Raw genomic sequence first — 22323 nt, 5'->3', positions numbered from 1 at the left:
GTTAAGAGAAAAAAATTTACTTGGGTAAAGTATTCCACTATAGCAATCCCTCATGAGTAGTCACTCATTTGTAGCGCTAGCATCTTGCTTGCAAGGGCAGAAGCCCTTACTACACTCACAAACGATTAAGGATCGCTTATATGGCGATCCTTAATAACGAATGAAAGATTCTTTCTTCTTTATAGAGTCGTAGGAGCAATTCATGGTGCCCCTACATACCAATTGTTAAGCTGCGACGGGTTGCTGCCAAGACATCGCCAACATTCTGCGACCAAGCTCGAGATCTTTGTCAGAACACAGCCAGTTGGGATGGGCGGTCATTAATAGGCTTTCAAGCGTTTCTAGATCGAATAAGTGCCATACGGGTGAACCATTTACAGCGTCAGCGATCGCATAGCAATTTTGCCCCACACAATGAATTACGCAATTACTTGCAGCCCGATCGATCATCAGCTTTTCCCCCACTTGCAAAGCTCTAAAACTGAAGATTGTATTTCTAAAATGCTCGAAAGACTCTGCCGCGAATCCAGCGATCGCCACAGTCATCTTAGCCTCACCATTTATGGCAATCCAATAATGACGAGATGGATCGATTCCCTCTAGCCAGACAGACTCATCATCTAAACGGTAACGGGGAGCAAGGGTAAAGGTATAGGTCATATAAATATCTAAACAGGCTTTAAAAAAGAAATTTACACAGATTCTGACTTTAGAGATAAAGGCTAAATCTTTAATTCTGTCTTAAGGAAGATTTACTTCACACATGCATACTAATGTTAAACCGCCCAAAATATCAATCAAATTTTGCAATTCTTATAATTTCTTTATTATATGTATAAAAAAGACTTATATCTCAGCAATAATTTACAAAAGCAAGAGGTCATATAAGTACTCCTTAACCATAAAAAGCCTTTAAATTCGTAGATTCTTGATTTCTCCTGAGAAATGCGCATAAAAATATTTCTAGAATTTAAAGTAAAACCCTTTAAAAATAAGGCTTTAAAGTATTGAGTAGAGATCTCTGTCAAAAGTTAGGGATGTGATATATGTCTATGTGTAGATTTGTAAAGAATAACCCCTGGTTATATTAATTTCACAACGAAAAAAAGCTCACCCAAGAAATCAAACGGCATAGTTATGACATACACCACAGACTCAACCCAAAGTTTCATCGCTAGCCTACAGTCAGTCAATGAAGTCTCGGCAACGACCCAGTTGTTTAAGCAACTTACGGCTGACGATCGATTGGCAATTTTATGGTACGCATACACTGAATGTGGTAAGTCTATTACTCCTGCGGCTCCTGGTGCTGCACGCTTGCACCTAGCATCAGGTTTGATCGATAAGGTCAAGAAAATGACTTATGCAGAGCAACTGCAATTCATGCGCGATCTCGTGAACAAAGTAGATACCCCTGATACTCGTGCGTATGGCATTCTCAGCACCAATACAAAATTAGGCTTTTGGTATGTGCTAGCCGAACTGATGACTCAAGGTATTGTTGTGCCAATGCCTAGTAACTACCAGGCGAGTAAAGATGTCCAGCGCTTACTTGGAACAATTGCATCCCTTGACTTTGGTCAACAAATTACGATTCTCCGTAGTGCAGTTGTAGATATGGGGTACGATCCCTTTGCTTAAATGTCCTAAACGATGGATCGTAACTAGATTTTCTTTAGAAGCAGGCAATTAACCTGCTTCTAAAGTTCAAAAGGAATTATTTTTTAATAGATTCAATTAGCCTAGATAGTTAGAAGCTTAGATTCAATTATGATTACAGCGATCGCTTCAACCCCAGATTTAAGTTTAGGTTCGAGCACAGGACAGGCAGAGCCAATAGCTATTTATTTTGAGCCGACTATACAACGCTATTTTGACACGCTCAACATGGGAGATTTTCAAGCGACTGCTGCTTTGTTTGCGGTAAATGGCGCATTGCATCCCCCTTTTGAGAGTTTGGTTGTGGGAGAAGCAGCGATCGCTGCCTATCTGGCTCAAGAAGCACAGGGATTAAAGCTATATCCTCGACAGATTAACAAGCGCATCGCGATCGAGAATGACTTAGTGCAGGTTAGCGTTAGTGGTCGCGTCAAAACGGCTTGGTTTGGTGTAAATGTAGCCTGGAAATTTGTTTTAAATCCCGCACAAGAAATTGTCTATGTAGCGATCGAACTGTTGGCATCACTGCAAGAATTAGCAAATCTTCGGCGTTAATATTCCAGCATGAAAATCTTTGCATAAGTCCACAGCCAAAATTTTAAGATTTTACCTATAAACCAAATCTTTAGAGCAATTTATTTAACCTAATTAAATCTAAGAATAGGAGCGGGAATCAGATGATTTCCGCTCATTATTTTTTCTTTTAATCAGCACCAAGTGCTGATTGCATACGCCTAAGATTGTGACAACAAGCGATCGCGACTTCGACACAATTTTTTAATTATTTACCAGCAAGCAATTTTTCGCCAGCTAACTTCTGAAAGTCCCTTCAGTGCTATGTTGATGCCTCCAGCTTTGTTAACAGCCATCTCAAAGGGCTTGAGCCTTCAAAAGTAGTTTCACAAAAAAAATCCATATAATATATCAAGTGAGGGTAAAGAAAGTGTTTATAAGGTAGAGTTTTTTCTGCTTAGTTGTTGGAGCAAGGGTCTTACTACAATCTTTGCTAGATTTAAATTTCCCTACAGGCTGAATAATAGTGATTTGATAGCGTTTACAAACTCAACCTTTAATTGCCAATTTTCTAATACCTGATATTATGCTTATTTTAAAAGTCGTTGGTTAAGTAAAAACCTTGAAAAACTGATAGCTAAAGTTGCAGTGAAATTCAAGATTTAGACGCTAGAATCTCGTGCAGCTAAACTCCTGTAACAATCACGCTGAAGGATCGACTCATGCCACAAGATAAAAACAAACCCAATCAAGGACGAGGGTCAAACGATCCCAGCCAAAACACAGCAGGAAACTCTGAGGCAGAAGAAATCGATTGGCTGATCCTGTCAGACCTCAGTACGAAAATGAATCCTGCCAAGCAGGAGAAGCAAAAAAATTCATCAAACGCTGCGATCGAGAGTTTAAACGAGATCTTATCTGACGATCAAGAAGATATTGATTGGCTTCAGTCTATAGGACTAGATGAACCAGTTACGGGAATTACCGCTCACATAACATCTGGTAGTGAACTGCCTCTAAATACGTCCCAAGCAACTATGCAACCCGATCCTAAATCCTCTAATGTTGGGGATATCGATTGGCTGATTGTTACTGATTTAAAAACTCGTATGGACGATACAGATTTCAAACTTAGAAATCAGCCAGCCATACCACCAGAATCGCCCCAAAATGAATCCCTAGACTTTTCATTTTCTGATACTAACGAACCTAATGACGCATTTCCCGAACTCTTAGAAGGATTTTTGGCTCAAGATGATTTGGGGCTTGGCGATTTAGAACTATCAATGGACGATCGGAACTTCGATCTAGATCTAGACGGGTTATCAATAGACGATGAAGCCTCAAATCTTGATTTAGAAAACGAATTAGGGGCAATAAATTTTGATACAGATAAAGTTGAGCCCGATGATTGGGCGTCAAATAGCCTTGACTTAGATTTGAGCGAAACAAATGAATGGAATCTTTCCGAAGAGCTTGACGATGAACTTTTAGAGCAGCCTGAGGATCGCGAACTTGTCAGCGAGTTGAGTCTTGAATCTAATGAAGCAGATGAAGACATTGAATTGGTTCTGAGGCTCGATCTAGATGCCGAGCTTAATTTTGATGAAGATGTCCAAGAAGAGTTTGCTCTAGCAAACGAACTAGATATTCCTGAAAATATAAGAGATGAACTCATCCCCGAAGCTTCTTCCGCTCTCTTAGAAGAACTTGATTTGGATGTCGATCTTAGTTTTGACGAAGATATTCTAGGAAATCTAGATGCAGAGGCTAATGAAGAGTTTGACGGAACAAACAACCTAATTAATACTCCTGAAGATGTTATTAATGAAATGGGTTCTGGGACTTCTTCTCTAGAAAGCCTTGGAGGTGAGGATTTTGGAGATATAAACTTCGATCTGGAATTTGATAAAGAACCTAATTCTCAGGAGCAAGAAGAAAACGCTAGCTTCGAGACTGAGCCTGAAATGGCGCTAGAGACGGAATCTGATGTTGATTTAGATTTCCTAGATGAGAATCTGTTATCCAATCCCGATCGATTGCTGGAACATGCAACTATTCTCGAAACGGTCTCTGCAAATGAATTGGTTGAATCACTGCCCAATCAGTTTTTAGAGGGGTCGTTAGATCTAGGATCTGATTTTACCCCTAGTTCAACCATTGATTTTGGATCGACGGATGATTGGTTGAGTCCCTCAAGTCTTGAATCCAGTCCTGAAATTGCTGATGGGAATCTTGCTCCCGAGCAAGTGGATGATTTTGCCACATGGGATCGAGGAGCTTCTACCGCTGATATAGCTTCTGATATGTCGGATATGAATGATGATTGGGCAAGCTCACCTAGTTTTGGCATGGAGTCAATATCTCCCAATCTTGATTCTCCTGATTTAAGTCCAGCTCAAATGGATGATTTTGCCGCATGGGATCGGGGAGCATCTACGGCTGATATGGCTTCTGATATGAATGATGATTGGGCAAGCTCACCTAGTTTTGGCATGGAGTCTATATCTCCCAATCTTGATTCTCCTGATTTAAGTTCCGAGCAAGTGGATGATTTTGCCACATGGGATCGAGGAGCTTCTACCGCAGGTGTAGCTGCAGATATAGCTTCTGATATGTCTGATATGAATGATGACTGGGCAAGCTCAAAAGGTAATGAACTCGAAGCTAATGCCTATGAACTTGAAGCTAATGCCTATGAACTTGAAGCTAATGCTTACGAACTCGAAGCCAATGCCTATGAACTTGAAGCTAGTGCTTACGAACTTGAAGCTAATGCTTACGAACTTGAGCAATTCTCTCCTCAAGCAGATCTAGAAACGGTTTTCGAACAAGATGAGGATCGTGCTTTTGACCAAGAGCTTGATTCATTTACATCTTATGCTTCCGAACAATTGGAGAACGGATTTGAACAAAATTTAGAGGAATTCGATCCTAATGCCTTGGATCGGCTTGATGGATTTGATGCTCAACCACAAGTTGGACTAGAGACGTTCGATGCAAATATTTCTGAGCAACTTGAATTTGATGCTCAGCTCGAGCAGGAGTTAGAGGGGTTTATTGTTGACACCTCAGGATATATTGATGATGGATTCAACCTTCAAACAGAAGAGGTACTGACGCCTCAATATGAGATCTCGTCTGAAGCACAATCAGCACAGAGCATTGCTTATTCCGATCCGAATGCAGATTGGGATTCAATGGAAAGCGATCTTAATAACTTAGAAGCTTTAGAGCCAGTATCCTACCTTGAAGATTCTATCGAAGGAAATCTTAACTCAAATTCTCTAACAGATCTAGGCTCTGAATCTGAGTTTGAATATGATTTTACGGATTTAACCGATTCGGAGTTAAACCCTCAATTTCAGCAGGGGTTTGAACCTGCACTTGAGACGGAATTTCATAATGACTCCTCTTCAGATATCGAGTTTGGTGCGGTCGAGTCAAATGATACTTATGATTCGTTTGACGAAAATCATCTTTTTGAAGCAGAAATAGATCGCAATGATGCTTTGAACGTTCCTTCAGATTTAACTGCCATGTTACCTCCAGATATCACTGAGGTTATTGACGATCTAGACGCAATTAACACGGATGATTCAGCATTTGACGATCTTGGATTTGAAGATGCTTCCTTTAAAGACCTCAATATTGATGAAGACAATACAGCACTGATCGGTCGCTCAGATGTTGAAACCCAAATAGACGACCTAGAAAACGAATTTGACGATCTAGATGATTTACGACAAGCAGCCAATCGAATGAGTGGTTTTACAGATATAGCCAGTCAAAAAATTCCGAAGCCCGCAGTCGTGCCTTCCCCACAAGTAGAAAATTCTTATCAACCTAGTATTCCAGCACCACCTATAATATCTTCACAAATCACTCATGATGATAGCGATCGCATGACAACGGCTATAGAAACTGGAAAAAGTGACTTCCTCGATGATTTCGATCTTGATAATGTTGACACAGACTTTATGAATCATCATCTTCCATTGAGTGGTGGGATGACTGATTCTGATTTTGATCGTACTCCTCCTCCACCTATTCCTGAATCAAATGATTCCAGTGAAGATTCCCCCTACAGGGCACCAATGCCCATGCCTTTACCGCCTTTACCTAGTCGTAAGTCTACACCAAAGCCCCCAACAAAACCGATCCCTAGTCCTCCTCGTCAAGAGGGAATAAATAGCTCTGAAATATCAGGAGGGGCAAGACGCTCAGATATTTCCAACGCTGCAAACACTGGTTTGTCAAGAGGAATGCCATCTCTTCCATCTCTTCCCTTTGATGTTGAAGAAGAATGGTCGGGGCTATTAGACTCTGACGAACAAATGACAGATAGTTTATTTACCTCTTCTAATTTGTCAGATGGGGATCGCAGTCGAGCTACTACTTTAAATCCCAATAGGCCCCCTTCACAAAGTCCGAGTCAATATGGGCAAACTACGGGTTCTCCATACTCTGATGGAAATACCAATCGGGGTCGCAAAAAGCCTAAGGGTTTGTCACTTCCAAGTCTTGATGAGTTGGATCTTGGTAGTGATAATGATGACTGGACTGGCTTGTTAGATATGAACACGCAAATTTCTAGCGGCAAGCCTGCTAGCGATCCTACTAGAAATCGGTTTGACACCAGTGCCAGTTCGACAAATATTGATACGAGAGAACCAAGGCGATCGCCCCAGCCAACCATGTCTGGCTTTGCAGGAAATACTCGTTCCACTCAATTCGCCTCGCGAACGGATAATAGTGGTGCGTTACCATCTCAACGTCCCCTATCGCGATCGGAAGATGTCCCAAATAGTAAAGTTCCCCCTGCTAAGGTAAAACGGCAAATACCTACTGTTGATTTTGAGACACTGTGGCAAAAATATCTCAAGTTCCCAGTGATTGGACTGGGTGCGATCGGGCTACTCTATGTAGGCTTTTTATTTTTAAAAAGACCCATTATTGAGCTGGGATTAAAAGTGCAATTACTCAAGGATGTTAGCGGTCAAGATTTTTCAGGGGCAAATTTCAAGGATGTCAAACTGGATGATGTCAACTTTAGTAAGGCAAATCTTTCAGGGGCAAATCTAGAAGGTGCAAGCCTCAAGGGAGCTAATTTCGTAGAGACCAATCTGGATGGCGTTACTCTCACCAAAGCCAATCTCAAAGGGGCTAGATTGATCAGAGCTAGTATCGTCGCTTCTAATCTTAAAAATGCCCAACTTCCTTTTGCTGATTTGCATGGAGCAGACCTAACCCGTTCGAGCTTTTTAGGTGCGAATCTTGAAGGAGCTAGTCTAGCTGAGACAAAAATAGGAAAAGGAGCAGATAGAACAAAATTTGAGTCTAAAGATCTATTAATGTGGCAAATTATAAATGAGCCTAAGGCGGGTCGGAACTTAACTGGTTTAAATCTCTCAGGCTTTAATTTAAATTCGGCAAATTTAAAGAATGCTAATTTAACGGAAGCTAAACTGTCTTGGGCTGATTTAACCAGTGCCAATTTAAGCAGCGCCAATCTAACTGGTGCAACTCTTAATGGAGCCAACTTGAGCGGTGCAAATTTAAAAGGTGCAGATCTCACAGATATTAAGATCGATCCTGACAAACAACCTCAAACCAATGGAGAAACTATCTGTCCTAATGGGAGCAAAGGACCTTGCAAGTTCCAGTAGCTTAGGTTGGGCAAGATGAGCATCTTGTCCAATTCGAGATTTCAGAAGCCGATCGCCCCTGCCTTGAATTACGAAAATCTATACATACCTATGGTGTGGGTTTAGGGATGGGTGGTGCGCCTTCGGTCAATTGCTTTTGAGCGTCTTTGCTTTCATAGACACAGTCTACGCGGGGCTTGCCTGTCAAGTCACCTGTAAAGCCAAACGTGTTCATGCGGTTTCGGCATTGCTGAATGTCATTATTGCTAATGGCATTTTGTTGTAGCAATAGGTTCCAGTTTTGGGGTAGAACTACGCAACCAGGCACCGAATCCGCCTGACTGACAAACACATTAAAGGGATTAAGGGTGACATACACGCGGGTGGTCATCACCATTGCCGAAGAGCCGTAGTTATTACAAAAGTCACGACTAGGGGCAAGATTATCGAGCCGAATCGCATCGACAGTACGTGCCGTTGGGTTGAGTGTCGAAAGGGCAGCGCCCACGCCCAAGCCGACCGCAAAGATTGCCCCAGCGATCGCTAGTTTAATGCCAGTACTCGTGGTACTCGATGTGTTCGTGGGAGGGTTGATGGTGGATGAATATCTACGACGAGCCATAGATTTTAGTCTAAATACCTTTCTACGTTAACCGATCTGTAAAGTAAATTTAAAATCTACTTTAACCCCTTCTGTAAATCCTCAACATTCAAACAATGGGCGGAATACCCGCCAAATCGAGAATTTGAGGAATTAAATGCTCAGCTTTGACTGCCATGAGGTGAACCCCTTGGCAAATCTGTTGTGCTGCTTTGACCTGCTCTGCCGCGATCGCGATGCCCTCCTGTAAGGGAACCTCGGCTTTGGCGAGGCGCTCGATAATTATGTCTGGAATATGGACACCAGGCACGTATTTATTAATAAACTGGGCATTTTTAGCTGATTTTAGTAAGAAAATCCCTGCTAGGACGGGTTTATCTGACCGATTGCCAATTTGGGTCATAAATTTCGAGAACAGATCGAAATCAGTAATCAGCTGACTTTGAAAGAACTGTGCGCCTGCGGCGATTTTGCGTTCAAACCGTCGCTGAAGCCCCGACCAACTGGGTGACTGAGGATCGACCGCCGCCCCCACAAATAAATCTGTGCCACCTCCAGAAAGCGATTTGCCATTATGATCGACGCCATGATTGAGTTTATCGATCAGTTGTAGTAACCGTACCGCTTCTAGATCGAATACGGATCTAGCTTTGGGATGATCGCCTGCTTTTACAGGGTCGCCTGTCAATGCCAAAACATTTGTAATGCCGAGTGCAGCAGATCCCAATAAGTCACCCTGAAGCGCAATGCGGTTGCGATCGCGGCAAGCCAGTTGACAGATGGTTTCAATGCCCACCTGTTGCTGCAAAATTACTGAGGCAGCAAGGGGACTCATCCCCATCACGGCACGACTAGAATCTGTAATGTTAACAGCGTGAACCCGACCTTTTAACAATTGGGCTTGGGCGATCATATGCTGAGGGTCAGCACCACTGGGCGGCGAGACTTCGGCAGTGATCAAAAAGTCTTTGCGGGCAACGCGATCGCGAAAATTAGAAAATTGTGATTGGCTAGACATTCAAGGCTTAACGTAACGCCAAATTCGCTTTGAGATCAATGCGATCGGCTTGGACATCAATAATTTACTTTTTCTATTATTCCTTACGCGTAGTCACGATCTGACGAAGAATCCTCCTCGATCGCATCATCTTGAATATGCAGGCTAATCAAGCGGGCAGATGACTCTACTCCAAGTTGCACTTCTAAATGATTGCTAGACAGAGATTCTAAATTGCTGAGCAGCGATCGCAGGTGGGGCGTGCTAGCGCCGCTTTCGGTATAGACCTGTTCGGCAAGACTGGTCAGACGTTTCCAAGTGGTATAGAGCTTGGCGATCGTTTGTTCTAGCTGCGCTGCATTACTAACGAGATCGGCGGTAGATTTGAGACACCCGATGCGCAGGGCTTCCTCTAGGGCTAGCTCTAGATTGACGTCTTGGCTTAGTGCCTGTACTTGCGTGCTGGTACTAAGATATTTACTCAGTCGCTGTGCCTCGGCTGTGACTTGGCGAATATTGTCAATGTCAGAGTTTTCGGCGATCGCATATTTAATGGAGTCTTGATGGGCTTCGGGCAGTTTTTCTAGTTCCCTTACCAGTGGGGCAACATATCGGGAGGGAATTGTGTGTTCTGAAACTTTTTCGCGGACTTCGATCGGTAGCAACTCTGAGGACATCGCCGTCCATTCATCGGAAAGTTGTCGGACTTCGCGTCGCGTGATCCGATCTCCGTTTCGTGCGGCTTCGCTGACCAATTGCTGCACTTCAGGAGATGCTTGAGCGGTTTCGACAAATGCCCGTTTGCTAAACTGCTTGACGTCATCGGCTTCTAAAAAGCCCCCATCCACAAGCGTATCGGCACTATTGGCGAGGGTAATCCAAGCATAGGCTTGACTTTTGCTAATTTCGCGCTCTTGTAACCACTGCAAAAAGCCACTACCCCGACTGTCACCATTGATCTTTTCGCGATCGCGTACCGAGCGTAAAATTCTGCCCCGCCAAATATCGGTTTGCAAATCGAAGCGATCGCACACTTGCCAAGCTCGATCTAAGGACTCATGAAATTCGCGATCGGCAATTTGCTCGTCTTCTGGGTCGGGTAGCTGTAGATCGAAGCTTTCTGGTTGCATGAATGGCAAGGCACTACCGTTTGTGTCTGCGATCGTGAAAATATCATTAGTAATTTTATTTTCAGTTTGGTCAAGCACTATAGTCAAAACGTACTTCTCTTAAAAGTTGGCTTGCCAATTCTAACTCGTCTAAGAGTTGTGTGAATTTTCTTAAAGACCACAAAGCAATTTGATTCAGTTTGATCTTTCAGTATTGGGGTGACGTTGATAGTTAATTATCAAGAAGTAGTATGCTTCAATTGAGTTAGCAAATATCTATTGCAGGGCTTTTGAGTAGAGATGTATGACCCAAGTTAATTTAGAAATCTCTTACGACCAAACAAGAACTTTAATCCTTGAGAACCTAGAATCTTCAGGTGGTGGGCAAACAACAAGTCTCTATCTCAACATAGCAAGATTGGTTGTTTCAAAAGGACTAGCTCCAGATCCTCATGCTGGGGATGGAACTCAGCACATGAATCCACAATACGAACTCCCCCAAAAGTACAAAGCTTGGATTGAAGATATTATCTGGGACTTAATAATAGAGGGTATAATCCGCCCTGGTCGAGGAATTGGCAATGCAAATGAAAATAGCCTCTCTTGGTATCATATTTCAGAGTATGGAAGATCCAAGCTTGGAAGCCAGCCACCCGAACCCTATGATCCAGATAAGTATTTGGCTAGAGTGAAAGCTATATCTAATGATAATGTAATACTTGCCTATTTGGAAGAGAGCTTAAAAGCCTTCCGAATTCATTGCCTTTTATCTTCGGTTATTACATTAGGATGTGCTTCTGAGAAGGCTATTTTACTATTGATTGATGCCTGCGAAAATTCAATATCAAATCAAACAGATAAAGATGATTTCAAAAAAAAGACAGATACTATTTCGATCAAGAGAAAACATGATGAATTTCAAAACATTCTGAGAACAAAAATAAATCAAACTTTACCATCTGATATAAAAGAGAACCTAGACAACTATCTTACTGGTCTTTTCGCCATTATTAGAAGTCACAGAAATGATGCGGGACACCCGTCTGGAAGAGTTATAGAAAGAGAGCATCTTTACGCATTATTAGTTACGTTCCCTGCGTATTTAGAAAAAATTTACAGTCTTATAGACTGGCTTAGTAATAACCATATTTAGGTGTATCTATAAAGCTTCAGCAGTTCAAAAAATAGAATTGCTACAGAATTGAATGTTAAATAAACTGTTAAAGGGCATTAATTATGACGATATCATTACAATTAGAACCAGAAATAGAGACTCGCTTAATTGCTCAGACAGATGCACAAGGAACAAGAGAAATTACCGAGCTAGTCACACAAATAAATTGCCTTGTCTAAGTCAAGAGGACTAGAACAGATATGACATCTACCTTAAAAACAATAAAGAATAAAGTTTGGACTGACGAAGAGTTCATGGCTCTAGCTGATGATGGCGATCGCTACGAAATTGTAGATGGGGAGTTGGTAAACTTGGGCAATTCAGGCATGGAACATGGGAATATTGGCATATTCCTAGGTGGTTTAATCGAGATATTTGTAAGACAGCATAATCTTGGGGTTGCTTGTGACTCCAGTACAGCATTTAAGATGAAAGGAGGAAACAAGCGATCGCCTGATGTTTCTTTTGTTAGTAAAGAGCGATTGATTGGTCTAAAACGATTGCCAAAAGGGTTCTTTGATGGTGCGCCCGATTTAGCCATCGAAATTATTTCACCTGGAAATACTTTTGAGGAAATTCACAACAAGATTGAAGAATACTTCGAGAGTGGAACTAGATTGATTTGGGTAATTCATCCAGATGAAAAATATGTGCTGGTATACCATAGTCCTCAACCCGATCGCTTACTGCGAAGTGATGATGTTTTAGATGGAGAAGATTTGATTTTAAATTTTAAGGTTCCAGTTAGCGAGCTATTTAGAACCTTGGAATTTTGAGATAATTTATCTGTGTTTAGGCATTTGAGCTGAAGTTTGAACGCAAGGAGTAGCCTTTTGATACAATTGCTATCTGAAACTCAAGCCTGAATAGTGGTTCCATGTTAAAAATAGGTAAAAAGATCGTAAGCAAGATCCGCCACCTGCTCCCAGTCTGGCTTTACTTTTTCATCGCGTTCAATACCCTAGCATTCACAAAAGCTCTCATGCTTCAGGACTATGGTATCAAGGTTTCTACCTTTGCTAGTGCGACCATCGGATCACTAGTTGTAGCGAAGGTGGTACTGCTCGTTGGGTATCTTCCTTTCTTTGAGCCTTTCCCCAAGATCCCTATCATTTATAACGTGGGGTGGAAGACCCTACTATACTCGTTTGTCGGGTTTATCTTTCAATTCATAGAACATGCTATTTCCTCTCGAAACTTTGCCTCTGCACTGGAAGAATTAGGACGGCTTCACTTCTGGGCGCTTCAAATTTGGCTTGTCCTACTGCTGCTGATCTGGTGTATCACTCAAGAGCTAATCCACGTTATTGGAGCGCATAGGATGAAAGAAATTGTCTTGGGTATCCGTTCGCTCTAGGCATAAACACTCGCAGACAACAGATACTTTCAATTTTGAGCAACGCAATCTTTTAACAACTTGTTTGAGTTACAGAGAAACTAATCCACTTCTATCTCAGATAATATCCAAAATAACCATCTTTTAACTGTAGAAGCTCGCCTAGTTACAGTATCACCAGAAATTTTTGAATCGCATTCAATAATTATCTTGCCAATTTCCTCTATAGAAGGAATATAACCATTTTCAATTGCTAGTTTAAAAGCTTGATAGAAAATACGATGCTCAAGGATTTTAGAGACTAGTTCTAAATATTTGGATTTGTGGCTTTTTCTTAAAATACTTCTTGCTTCATTTGTCAGTTTAAAGAAAGTTTTATTGTCAATAGAGTTCTTAGATTTATCAATCATTCCGATATATGCACCTGCATTTGCATAATAGTCTGACTGTCTCAAATTGAACTGATAATTTTCTGCAATCTCATCTTTAGTTAAATCTTTTTCAGCTAGTAGATCTAGAAGATCGATTACTCTTCTGAAATTATTAGCTTGAGGGAAGGGGATATCTTGAGGGTTTACGGTTGGATTAACATGAGAAAAAACATTTGAAACATCTTCTAGGGTTATCTTTTCAGGCGCAATTTCAAAAATTATTTGCTTTTCTAATTCAATCGAATTATATTCAAGCTCATCTTTAAAATTATAAATAAAAAAGCTAAAAATATCACATGAATAAGTCATTAAGACTGGAATAACTTTCTTGCTTGTCTTTGATAGCCATAGCCTATATGGATAATATAACTGTCTAATCAAAAAATCATCTATACTACCTCTTTTAGCTTCAATCAAAACAAAATAATTTTCGCTTTCAAAACCTGCATCTATTTCACATTGTGAATTCCGTACCTCAATTTGATGTGGTTTATTATTACTACTTCTGATATTAAAGCTGAAGTCCTCTGTAGACATTCTCCCTGAAACAGTTTGGATAGTCGGTTCACAGACTAAATCATCTATCATTTTGGTGATAAATGCACTATGAATCATTGATGCTTCGGAATATAGCTTTTTATAGTCTAAGGTCTGAATATTTGACTGAAACTCTACTGGGACTGTTTCAGCTTTACTACTGTATTTCACCTCAAAATGCGTATCAAAATCACCAATTACATATTTGGAACGGGAAATAGGTAATATCGATAAATGATTTTCTCGAAAAATTTGAGGCAGATTTACACGATGATCGAATTTTGCCATTAATCTACTTTCTCTGAAATCATTAATAAGAGAAGATTCGATTTCATAGAATCGATTTTTACTGATTTCATCTAAAACCTGATATTGCTCAAAAATCTTTTCCCATGCTAGATCATTTCTTGTTTTTTCTTTAGAGCTACTCATAGTTTCTAATTAATACCTCTTCGATTTTTCCCCGTTTGAGAGAATTAGAATTAATGGCTCTATTAGCTGAAACTTTCTCGATTTTATACTTTTGGGGGTTTCCATATAAATCAAGGATGAAATCAGTACAAGCATTACTGAGTAGGATTTTACATCCTTTATCTGTTAAGCCATCAACTACATCTCTCAGCCGCTCTTGCTCTTTTCTATTAAATCCATTTACATCATATCCAGTAAATGAAGCTGTGTCTGAAACTGGGTCATAAGGAGGATCGAAGTAGATAAAGTCACCTTTTTTTGCAGTTTTAACAGCAATCTCAAAATCCATATTCAGGATTTCAACTTGATTCTGATTGAGATAGTTACTTACACCTCTTAATACAGCTTCGTCTAGAATGCTAGGGTTTTTGTATCTTCCAAATGGAACGTTAAACTGACCTTGAGAATTAACTCTAAATAGACCGTTATAACAGGTTTTATTTAAGTAGATAATTCTTGCTGCTCTTTCTTCTTTAGAAATCGAACGAATATATTCTGTAACTCTATCTTTCTCTCTGACTTCGTAGTAGTAATCTTCGCTATTTTTATCTTTATGCGCTCTTAGCAAATCAATTAGATCTTCCACCGAGTCACGAATTACTTCATAGCAATTGATCAGTTCGGAATTGCTATCGTTGATAACGGCATTTTTAGGCTGCAAAGTCAATAGGATTGCACCTGCGCCAATGAAAAGTTCATAATATTTACGCTTCCCCTTGGGAGCGTGTTTTTGGATTTCAGGAACGATCGCAGGAACGAGTTGCCTTTTCCCTCCTGCCCATTTCAAAAAAGGTCTTACAAGTGGATTCACTGACACGGTTATATTTTTAAAGGTACAAATAGGGAATTGTTAGGAGTTGAGCTTTCATGCAAATAGCGACTTGGAATGTGAATTCGGTGCGGACGCGTTTAGCACAGGTGACAAATTGGTTAAAAACTCATCCCGAAGTAGATCTGCTGTGCTTACAAGAGACTAAAGTCATTGATGCTGATTTCCCTCAAGCTGCCTTTACCGAGTTAGGCTATCACACTTACATCTACGGACAAAAGTCTTACAACGGTGTGGCGATGATTTCTCGACAACCGATCTCTGATGTCCAAATGGGATTTACGGCTGTCTTAGAGCGCGATTTAGGCGATTTAGACGAACAAAGACGGTTGATTACGGGGGTAATTGACCAAGTCAGAATTGTGAATATGTACGTTCCCAATGGTTCGTCCCTTGATAGCGATAAATATGACTACAAACTCAGATGGCTTGAGACATTGCGGCAATATCTAAAAATACTCCTAGACCAAGACGATGAGCCTAGCCAGATTTTAATCTGTGGAGATTTTAACGTCGCTGTTGAGGACATTGATATCCATAATCCTGCCAAGCGCGAAACCAAAGTGATGGCAACCGATGCTGAGCGGGAAGCCATGCAAGCTGTATTAGATTTAGGCTTTAGAGATGTTTTTCGTAAATTCACCCAATCGGGAGGGCATTACTCTTGGTGGGACTATCGGACGGGAGGATTTCAGCGCAATCAGGGTTGGCGAATTGACTATCACTTTCTGACTGAGGCTTTGTACGATCGCGCGATCGCCTGCACCATCGATCTAGAACCCAGAAAACTTCCCCAACCCAGCGATCACACACCTGTGATTGTCGAAATTACTTAGTAAAAATTGGTTCGTGAAAATTCCTTGATGTACGACTCGATCCATAATTCAAAATCTAGCCAGTTTCAAGGAATTCAACCCAAACTAAACCTTAAGACGCACGGGGGTTCTAGAGCGGCGCACTTCATAGTCTGAAGGCTCAAGCAAGGAAACTCCCGTCATTTCTTCGGGTTTAGGAATTTGCAGAATATCCAAAATTGTCGGTGCAATATCGGCAAGTCGTCCAGACTCTCTGAGTTGTACATCACCACCATGACCTGGAATCTTTAGACCTTCGCCCTCTACCACAATAAAAGGTACAGGATTGCTCGTATGAGCTGTCCAAGGGTTGCCATGCTCGTCCCACATACATTCAGCATTTCCGTGATCGGCTGTGATTAGAGCAGTACCACCTGCTTTGGTAATCCCTTCGATCAGCTCGCCTAAACACTTATCGACATGGCTAATAGCCTGTATCGTGGCATTAAAGTTACCTGTATGACCGACCATGTCAGGGTTTGCGTAATTAATCACGATCAAGGAATATTTACGTTTTTGGATGGCATCGAGCGCGACTGCGGTCAACTCGGTGGCTGACATTGGAGGGGTTTCATCATAGGTAGGAACCATGGGGCTGTTGACGATCGTGCGATCGTCACCTTTGCTGGGTTCCTCTTGCCCGCCATCAAAAAAGTAGGTGACATGGGCATATTTCTCAGTTTCAGCGGCACGAAACTGGAGCAAACCATGCTCAGCGACGACTTTGCCGAGCATGTTATCGAGATTTTGCGGCGGAAAGGCGACTTCTACAGGTAGGGTAGCGTCGTATTGGGTAAAGGTGGCGAAATGGATGGGTGAGATCTTTTCACGCTCAAACCCAGAGAAATTTTCTGCCATGAATACCTGCGTAATTTCACGGGAGCGATCGGGTCTGAAATTAAAACAAATCACGCCATCACCCGCCTCTACTGCGCCTTCTGCCAGTCTCACAGGCAAAATAAATTCATCGGTAATATTTTGGGCATAGGTAGCTTCAAGCAGGGCAACTGGGGAGGTTGTCTCAGCTGTAATCTGGTTGTTGGTCATTACCTTATAAGCTTTTTGGACGCGATCCCAACGCTTATCGCGATCCATGGCATAGTATCGACCGCTAATGGTCACAATTCGACCAATTTCCTGCTTTTCAATACAGTCAACCAGTTGTTTGATGTAGCCTACCCCTGAGTTAGGTAACGTATCGCGACCGTCAGTAATTACATGGATACAGACATCGGCAATCCCATGCACCTTGGCAAGCTCTAATAAACCAATTAAATGATCGATATGGGAGTGTACGCCACCATCTGAGCAAAGACCGATGAGGTGAAGCTTACCCTCACTGGCTTTGACTGATTCACAAACATTTTTCAAGGCACGATTTGCCAAAATACTGCCATCCTCAACAGCATCCGTAATGCGCACCAATTCTTGCGGTACGATCCGCCCTGCACCAATATTTAAATGCCCAACCTCAGAATTACCCATTTGACCTTTGGGTAATCCAACATCTTTACCAGAAGCTTGCAGGAGAGTGCTTGGATAACTACGCCACAAACTATCCATAACAGGAGTATTGGCGGCAGCGATAGCATTTCCGTCCGTCTCTTCCCGATATCCCCAGCCGTCTAAAATGACCAGAACAATTGGAGAAACAGACCCCATGACCATAAAAGCTAATTCCTTTTTGTGTACACGATCACTCCATCACAATCACATAATATCACTGGAGTAAATTTACAAACAATTTTAAAATTTTGTCGAACACCGATCCCCACAAACTAATTAGTGAAGACCAAGCATACGCACCTTAAATAAAGTCTTTACTAGCATCTAACATAGGTTTAAATAATGGCAATTCTTCGATCGCGAAAGAACTGTATGATCGTTCGTATTGCGTGATTTTAGTTATCTACCCTAAATCGAGATTCAGCATCACGATCGTAGTGAGCTAGCTAGCAAAAGTTGTCAAATTATAAGTTGATTTTCAAGATTTTGTAACCAATGTCGTTAATTGTTCAGAAATATGGTGGTTCTTCTGTCGCCGATCCCGAAAGAATTAAAGCAGTACGCGATCGCATTAAACAAACTGTAGATGCAGGAAATCAGGTTGTTGTTGTCGTCTCTGCGATGGGTAAAAGCACAGATAATTTAATTAAATTAGCTAACGCAGTAACCACCACAAGCTCATCTGAAAATAATTCTTGCTGCGATCGCTCTGAGAAGGCTTCTCCTACTCAAGAGGCTTTAGATCGGGAAATGGACGTCTTACTCTCTACAGGCGAACAGGTGACAATCGCACTTCTAAGCATGGCATTACAGGCGATTGGACAACCTGCGATCGCGCTTACAGGCTCGCAAGTCCGCGTCGTCACCGAACCCTGTCATACCCGCGCTCGCATCCTGTATGTAGAAACTGAGGGGATACAAGAATATCTCAGTCAGGGCAAAGTTGTGATTATTGCAGGGTTTCAAGGGGTGGCATGCGATCGCGCCACAGGACAGCCTACACGCGAAATCACCACCCTCGGTCGTGGGGGATCGGACACTTCGGCGGTGGCGATCGCGGCAGCTTTAAACGCCGATCTCTGCGAAATTTATACGGATGTACCAGGCATTCTCACCACCGATCCGCGCATTGTACCTAATGCCAAACTTTTAGATGAGATTACCTGTGATGAGATGCTAGAACTGGCTAGCTTGGGGGCAAAGGTCTTACACCCCAGAGCCGTAGAAATCGCTCGAAACTTTGGTGTGAAGTTGGCTGTGCGTTCCAGTTGGGTAGATGACCCAGGCACACTCGTCAAATCGCCCCATTTGGTAAATCTGAGCGAAAATCAAAGCGATCGCATGGCACTAGAAGTCAACCGCTTTGTAGACGGGGTTTCCGTCGATCTCGATCAGGTCAAAATTGCTTTGCTACAAGTGCCCGATCGCCCAGGTATCGCCGCCCAGTTATTTCATTCTTTGGCTTTACAAAATATTAATGTTGATTTAATTATTCAGGCAGTCCAAGATCCGAGCGATGTCAATGACATTGCCTTTACTGTGCCCCATCGGGAATTTGAGATAGCCGAATTGGTCACACGTAGCCTTGAGTTAGGGGCAAAAGCCGTGATTGTCGATTCTCATGTCGCCAAAGTTAGCATTATTGGCGCAGGCATGATTGGCAGACCTGGTGTTGCTGCCCAGATGTTTACAGCTCTAGCCAACGCGGGGATTAATATCCAAATGATTTCTACCTCTGAGATCAAAGTTAGCTGTGTCGTAGCGGCGGCGGATGGAGATGCTGCGGTTGCCGCGATCGCCGAGGCTTTTCAAGTCCCCGTGATGTCCTATCTACCTATAGACGATAGCGATCGAGACCCATCGCCCGTTCGAGGCGTGGCACTCGATCAAAACCGCGCCCGCTTAGCGATTCGCCAAGTACCCGATCGCCCCGGTGTGGCTGCCCAAATCTTTGAGTACCTTGCCCAGCAAAATGTTTCGGTTGACATGATCGTGCAGTCTCAGTCCGATCGCGATGTGAATGAAATTGCCTTTACTGTGCCGATCGGCGATTTACAAAAGGCGGAAGCCTCGCTCAAACAGGTGGCAGAAACAATTGGGGGTGGAGATGTCGTCAGTGATGATGCGATCGCTAAGGTTAGTATTGTAGGGACGGGAATGATTAAACAAGGGGGCATCGCCGCCCGCATGTTTAACGCTCTGGCAAGTTCAGGGATTAATATTGAGATGATTGCAACCTCTGAAATTAAAGTTAGCTGTGTCGTCAGGCAAAGCAATGCTGAGACTGCACTTAGGGCAATTCATCAAGAATTCGATCTTGCTGGCGATCAGACAATTCTAGTTGCGGGGAAAACTGCAAGCTAGGAAATAGAATGTAAGGCAACACAAGCAATACTTATGTCATCCGATAAACCCAGCGACCCATCCAAAGAAGATTTAAAAAGTCAGTCTCTTGAACTTGATTCAAAAAGTAACTGGCAAAAAGTTGTAGCAGACAATTCTCCTACTGTCTTTGTTGCCGTGCTATTGGCATTGGGAGTCCGAATATTTGTCGTAGAACCCAGATATATTCCATCTAGCTCGATGGAGCCAACTTTGCAGATCGACGATCGCTTGCTCATTGACAAACTCACCTTCAAATGGCGTAAACCAGAGCGGGGTGAAATTATTGTATTTAACCCGCCGCCCTATCCAGGGGTAGATACAAGCAAGGTTTATATCAAGCGCGTGATCGGTCTGCCTGGCGATCGGATCAGCATTCACGATGGCAAGGTCTTTGTCAACGGGAATGCAATATCAGAGCCTTACATTGCCTCACCACCTGCCTATTCTCTGCCTTCTGAGCCATCACAGTGTCCAGAATGTTTTCAGCCTAACCAGATTAGCCTCGTTAACAAACAAGTGAGCTTTACCGTACCACCCAGTAAATACTGGATGATGGGTGACAATCGCAACAATAGCCAAGATTCTCATATTTGGGGATTTTTACCAGAAGAGAATATTGTTGGGCGGGCATTTTATCGCTATTGGCCATTTGATAGTCGCACAGGTGGTTTAGATGCCCCAACCTATGCGCTCCCTGCAACAAAATAATCGTGCCAAATTATCTATCGTTCGAGTTCTAATTTTCCATGACTTCAGATCGTAAATCTTCAAACAGCCAGCTAGAATCACCTGCACAAAAGACTTTAAAGCCTTGGTGGCAAAAACATGCCGAAACCATTCGGATTGTTTCGATCGCTTTTGTCTTAGCATTCTTGCTACGCACATTTATTGTGGAGCCGCGCTTCATTCCTTCTGGTTCGATGGAGCCGACTTTGCAGATTCACGATCGCATCATTGTTGATAAGATTTCTTACCAATTTAACCAACCACAAAGAGGTGAGATTCTGATTTTTTATCCCCCCGCCTCACCCTTTATCGAAGATACTTCCAAGGCATATATCAAGCGGTTGATTGGGTTACCTGGCGATCGCATTCGCATTCAAGCAGGTAAGGTCTATGTCAATGATATCGCGATCGAAGAGCCCTACATTGCCGAGCCGCCCAACTACAACTTTAGGGGAGTTGTCACCGTACCGCCTAACTCCTATTGGGTGATGGGCGACAATCGCAATAATAGTAATGACTCCCATGTTTGGGGCTTTTTACCCAAACAGAATATTGTCGGTCGTGCGGTATTTCGCTTTTGGCCCCTAGACGATCGCCTAGGCGAAATTGCCATCCCAAAATACCCAATGATTAACTCAGCGATTAAGCGTTAGTTCGTCCTTGTTGCCCAAAATTCCTTGAGGTCGCCACACCATCAGCAAGATTAACGTCAAGCCAATCAGCATTTGTTGAATCGCTTCTAACCTTCCGCCACCCAAAAATATCTGGGTTTGCTCGGGTAAAAAACGTGGTAGCACGCTGTAAATCTGGAAGATCGCTGCACCTAGCAACACACCAAGATTGTTGCCAGCTCCGCCGATAGTCACAATTGTCCATGCTTGAAACGTAATTAATGGAATGAAATAGTTAGGGTAAATTGTGGTAATTTGCCAAGCATAAAAAGCTCCAGACATTCCCGCGATCGCGCCGCCAATCACAAAAGCCTGTAGCTTGTACCAAAACACATTTTTGCCCAAAGCCTTAGCAACTTCTTCATCTTCACGAATGGCTTTTAAGACTCTGCCCCAAGGCGATCGCACCAACCACTCTAATCGCCAATAGAGTACAGCTAAAACCACTAACAAAAAGCTAGCAAACAGGAGCGAGTAGTATTCTGTGGGTACTAAACCTTTAAAAGGTAAGGGATAATCTTGAACGCCATTAGTCCCTTTAGTTAACCATGCTTCATTATTGACAAAGAGGCGGACTATTTCCGAGACCCCAATGGTGACGATCGCCAAATAATCTTCGCGTAGCCTCAGAGTCGTACTCCCGATCAAAAGCCCAAGTAATGCCGCAAGGGCAGTGGCGATCGCAAAGGCAATAAACCAAGGCACACCATTTAAACTCAAAAGAACAGTAGTATAGGCTCCTACCGTCATAAAGGCGACATGCCCAAAGTTTACTAAGCCTGCAAATCCCCATTGTAAATTTAGACCTAAGCTAAACAGGGCAAAGATAGAAGCAAGAACGATCAGCGATATTATGTATTCAAGCATAGCGTAGGC

General features: G+C 42.4%; 18 protein-coding genes. 10 read left to right on the top strand and 8 right to left on the bottom strand.

What is annotated here, in order from left to right:
- Nucleotides 1-225: 225 nt before the first annotated feature.
- Complete coding sequence (locus ACP2WE_RS07940) at nucleotides 226-660, bottom strand: hypothetical protein (protein ID WP_425215016.1); 435 nt, start codon at nucleotides 658-660, stop codon at nucleotides 226-228.
- 477 nt (nucleotides 661-1137) lie between these two features.
- On the opposite strand from ACP2WE_RS07940, the gene ACP2WE_RS07935 reads away from it, so the two are divergent.
- The 3 genes from ACP2WE_RS07935 (at nucleotide 1138) to ACP2WE_RS07925 (ending at nucleotide 7841) form a co-directional block, all read left to right on the top strand.
- Nucleotides 1138-1641, top strand: coding sequence for an orange carotenoid protein N-terminal domain-containing protein (locus ACP2WE_RS07935; RefSeq protein ID WP_425215015.1), 504 nt, complete (start codon nucleotides 1138-1140; stop codon nucleotides 1639-1641).
- A gap of 129 nt (nucleotides 1642-1770) precedes the next feature.
- The gene (locus tag ACP2WE_RS07930) at nucleotides 1771-2214 is read left to right on the top strand and encodes a ketosteroid isomerase family protein (protein ID WP_425215014.1); all 444 of its coding nucleotides are present in this window, start codon (nucleotides 1771-1773) and stop codon (nucleotides 2212-2214) included.
- Between the two features lie 680 nt (nucleotides 2215-2894).
- Nucleotides 2895-7841 (top strand): pentapeptide repeat-containing protein, encoded by a 4947-nt coding sequence (locus ACP2WE_RS07925; RefSeq protein ID WP_425215013.1) that lies wholly within the window; start codon nucleotides 2895-2897, stop codon nucleotides 7839-7841.
- An 88-nt stretch (nucleotides 7842-7929) separates the two neighbouring features.
- Here ACP2WE_RS07925 and ACP2WE_RS07920 read toward each other — a convergent pair whose 3' ends face one another.
- The 3 genes from ACP2WE_RS07920 to ACP2WE_RS07910 form a co-directional block, all read right to left on the bottom strand.
- Nucleotides 7930-8442, bottom strand: a complete 513-nt coding sequence (locus tag ACP2WE_RS07920; protein ID WP_330482155.1) for a DUF3172 domain-containing protein — start codon at nucleotides 8440-8442, stop codon at nucleotides 7930-7932.
- Between the two features lie 88 nt (nucleotides 8443-8530).
- On the bottom strand, nucleotides 8531-9439 hold the full coding sequence (locus ACP2WE_RS07915; protein ID WP_425215012.1) for a methylenetetrahydrofolate reductase: 909 nt from the start codon (nucleotides 9437-9439) through the stop codon (nucleotides 8531-8533).
- Nucleotides 9440-9522: 83 nt separating this feature from the next.
- Nucleotides 9523-10548: a hypothetical protein gene (locus ACP2WE_RS07910; RefSeq protein ID WP_425215070.1), complete on the bottom strand. Its 1026-nt coding sequence runs from the start codon at nucleotides 10546-10548 to the stop codon at nucleotides 9523-9525.
- A 283-nt stretch (nucleotides 10549-10831) separates the two neighbouring features.
- On the opposite strand from ACP2WE_RS07910, the gene ACP2WE_RS07905 reads away from it, so the two are divergent.
- The 3 genes from ACP2WE_RS07905 (at nucleotide 10832) to ACP2WE_RS07895 (ending at nucleotide 13058) form a co-directional block, all read left to right on the top strand.
- A complete protein-coding gene (locus tag ACP2WE_RS07905; protein WP_425215011.1) occupies nucleotides 10832-11680 on the top strand; it encodes a hypothetical protein in 849 nt (282 codons plus the stop codon).
- A 221-nt stretch (nucleotides 11681-11901) separates the two neighbouring features.
- On the top strand, nucleotides 11902-12477 hold the full coding sequence (locus ACP2WE_RS07900; protein WP_425215010.1) for a Uma2 family endonuclease: 576 nt from the start codon (nucleotides 11902-11904) through the stop codon (nucleotides 12475-12477).
- Nucleotides 12478-12578: 101 nt separating this feature from the next.
- Nucleotides 12579-13058, top strand: coding sequence for a hypothetical protein (locus ACP2WE_RS07895; RefSeq protein WP_425215009.1), 480 nt, complete (start codon nucleotides 12579-12581; stop codon nucleotides 13056-13058).
- Between the two features lie 80 nt (nucleotides 13059-13138).
- Here the strand turns inward: ACP2WE_RS07895 and ACP2WE_RS07890 are convergent, their stop codons facing one another.
- Nucleotides 13139-14437, bottom strand: a complete 1299-nt coding sequence (locus ACP2WE_RS07890; protein ID WP_425215008.1) for a type II restriction enzyme — start codon at nucleotides 14435-14437, stop codon at nucleotides 13139-13141.
- Entirely contained in the window at nucleotides 14430-15299 is an 870-nt protein-coding gene (locus ACP2WE_RS07885) for a DNA adenine methylase (RefSeq protein ID WP_425215069.1), read from the bottom strand. Before ACP2WE_RS07885 ends, ACP2WE_RS07890 begins: the two co-directional genes overlap by 8 nt.
- A 44-nt stretch (nucleotides 15300-15343) precedes the next feature.
- Between ACP2WE_RS07885 and xth the strand changes: the two genes are divergently transcribed.
- Nucleotides 15344-16141 (top strand): exodeoxyribonuclease III, encoded by a 798-nt coding sequence (gene xth / locus ACP2WE_RS07880; RefSeq protein ID WP_425215007.1) that lies wholly within the window; start codon nucleotides 15344-15346, stop codon nucleotides 16139-16141.
- An 84-nt stretch (nucleotides 16142-16225) separates the two neighbouring features.
- Here xth and gpmI read toward each other — a convergent pair whose 3' ends face one another.
- Entirely contained in the window at nucleotides 16226-17827 is a 1602-nt protein-coding gene (gpmI, locus tag ACP2WE_RS07875; RefSeq protein ID WP_425215006.1) for a 2,3-bisphosphoglycerate-independent phosphoglycerate mutase, read from the bottom strand.
- Nucleotides 17828-18160: 333 nt separating this feature from the next.
- Between gpmI and ACP2WE_RS07870 the strand changes: the two genes are divergently transcribed.
- The 3 genes from ACP2WE_RS07870 to lepB (ACP2WE_RS07860) are packed head-to-tail and all read left to right on the top strand — an operon-like array spanning nucleotide 18161 to nucleotide 21429.
- Nucleotides 18161-20029 carry an aspartate kinase gene (locus ACP2WE_RS07870; protein ID WP_425215005.1) on the top strand — a complete coding sequence of 623 codons (1869 nt, stop codon included), beginning with the start codon at nucleotides 18161-18163 and terminating at the stop codon, nucleotides 20027-20029.
- 33 nt (nucleotides 20030-20062) lie between these two features.
- On the top strand, nucleotides 20063-20758 hold the full coding sequence (lepB, locus tag ACP2WE_RS07865; protein WP_425215004.1) for a signal peptidase I: 696 nt from the start codon (nucleotides 20063-20065) through the stop codon (nucleotides 20756-20758).
- A gap of 38 nt (nucleotides 20759-20796) precedes the next feature.
- Entirely contained in the window at nucleotides 20797-21429 is a 633-nt protein-coding gene (gene lepB / locus ACP2WE_RS07860; RefSeq protein ID WP_425215003.1) for a signal peptidase I, read from the top strand.
- Here the strand turns inward: lepB (ACP2WE_RS07860) and ACP2WE_RS07855 are convergent.
- Complete coding sequence (locus ACP2WE_RS07855; RefSeq protein ID WP_425215002.1) at nucleotides 21412-22314, bottom strand: branched-chain amino acid ABC transporter permease; 903 nt, start codon at nucleotides 22312-22314, stop codon at nucleotides 21412-21414. The genes lepB (ACP2WE_RS07860) and ACP2WE_RS07855 overlap by 18 nt on opposite strands.
- Between the last annotated feature and the right edge of the window lie 9 nt (nucleotides 22315-22323).

Source organism: Tumidithrix helvetica PCC 7403 (genome assembly GCF_965232925.1).
In the GTDB taxonomy this organism is placed as follows: Bacteria; Cyanobacteriota; Cyanobacteriia; order Pseudanabaenales; family Pseudanabaenaceae; genus Tumidithrix; species Tumidithrix helvetica.
This window is presented reverse-complemented; position numbering and strand designations above follow the sequence as displayed.

Coding starts and splice junctions, on each gene's coding strand:
- ACP2WE_RS07900 (WP_425215010.1), top strand. CDS start 11,902: ATGACATCTACCTTAAAAACAATAAAGAATAAAGTTTGGACTGACGAA.
- ACP2WE_RS07855 (WP_425215002.1), bottom strand. CDS start 22,314: ATGCTTGAATACATAATATCGCTGATCGTTCTTGCTTCTATCTTTGCC.
- ACP2WE_RS07930 (WP_425215014.1), top strand. CDS start 1,771: ATGATTACAGCGATCGCTTCAACCCCAGATTTAAGTTTAGGTTCGAGC.
- ACP2WE_RS07920 (WP_330482155.1), bottom strand. CDS start 8,442: ATGGCTCGTCGTAGATATTCATCCACCATCAACCCTCCCACGAACACA.
- ACP2WE_RS07895 (WP_425215009.1), top strand. CDS start 12,579: ATGTTAAAAATAGGTAAAAAGATCGTAAGCAAGATCCGCCACCTGCTC.
- xth (WP_425215007.1), top strand. CDS start 15,344: ATGCAAATAGCGACTTGGAATGTGAATTCGGTGCGGACGCGTTTAGCA.
- ACP2WE_RS07915 (WP_425215012.1), bottom strand. CDS start 9,439: ATGTCTAGCCAATCACAATTTTCTAATTTTCGCGATCGCGTTGCCCGC.
- ACP2WE_RS07940 (WP_425215016.1), bottom strand. CDS start 660: ATGACCTATACCTTTACCCTTGCTCCCCGTTACCGTTTAGATGATGAG.
- ACP2WE_RS07870 (WP_425215005.1), top strand. CDS start 18,161: ATGTCGTTAATTGTTCAGAAATATGGTGGTTCTTCTGTCGCCGATCCC.
- ACP2WE_RS07890 (WP_425215008.1), bottom strand. CDS start 14,437: ATGAGTAGCTCTAAAGAAAAAACAAGAAATGATCTAGCATGGGAAAAG.
- ACP2WE_RS07905 (WP_425215011.1), top strand. CDS start 10,832: ATGACCCAAGTTAATTTAGAAATCTCTTACGACCAAACAAGAACTTTA.
- ACP2WE_RS07935 (WP_425215015.1), top strand. CDS start 1,138: ATGACATACACCACAGACTCAACCCAAAGTTTCATCGCTAGCCTACAG.
- ACP2WE_RS07925 (WP_425215013.1), top strand. CDS start 2,895: ATGCCACAAGATAAAAACAAACCCAATCAAGGACGAGGGTCAAACGAT.
- lepB (WP_425215004.1), top strand. CDS start 20,063: ATGTCATCCGATAAACCCAGCGACCCATCCAAAGAAGATTTAAAAAGT.
- ACP2WE_RS07910 (WP_425215070.1), bottom strand. CDS start 10,548: ATGCAACCAGAAAGCTTCGATCTACAGCTACCCGACCCAGAAGACGAG.
- lepB (WP_425215003.1), top strand. CDS start 20,797: ATGACTTCAGATCGTAAATCTTCAAACAGCCAGCTAGAATCACCTGCA.
- gpmI (WP_425215006.1), bottom strand. CDS start 17,827: ATGGTCATGGGGTCTGTTTCTCCAATTGTTCTGGTCATTTTAGACGGC.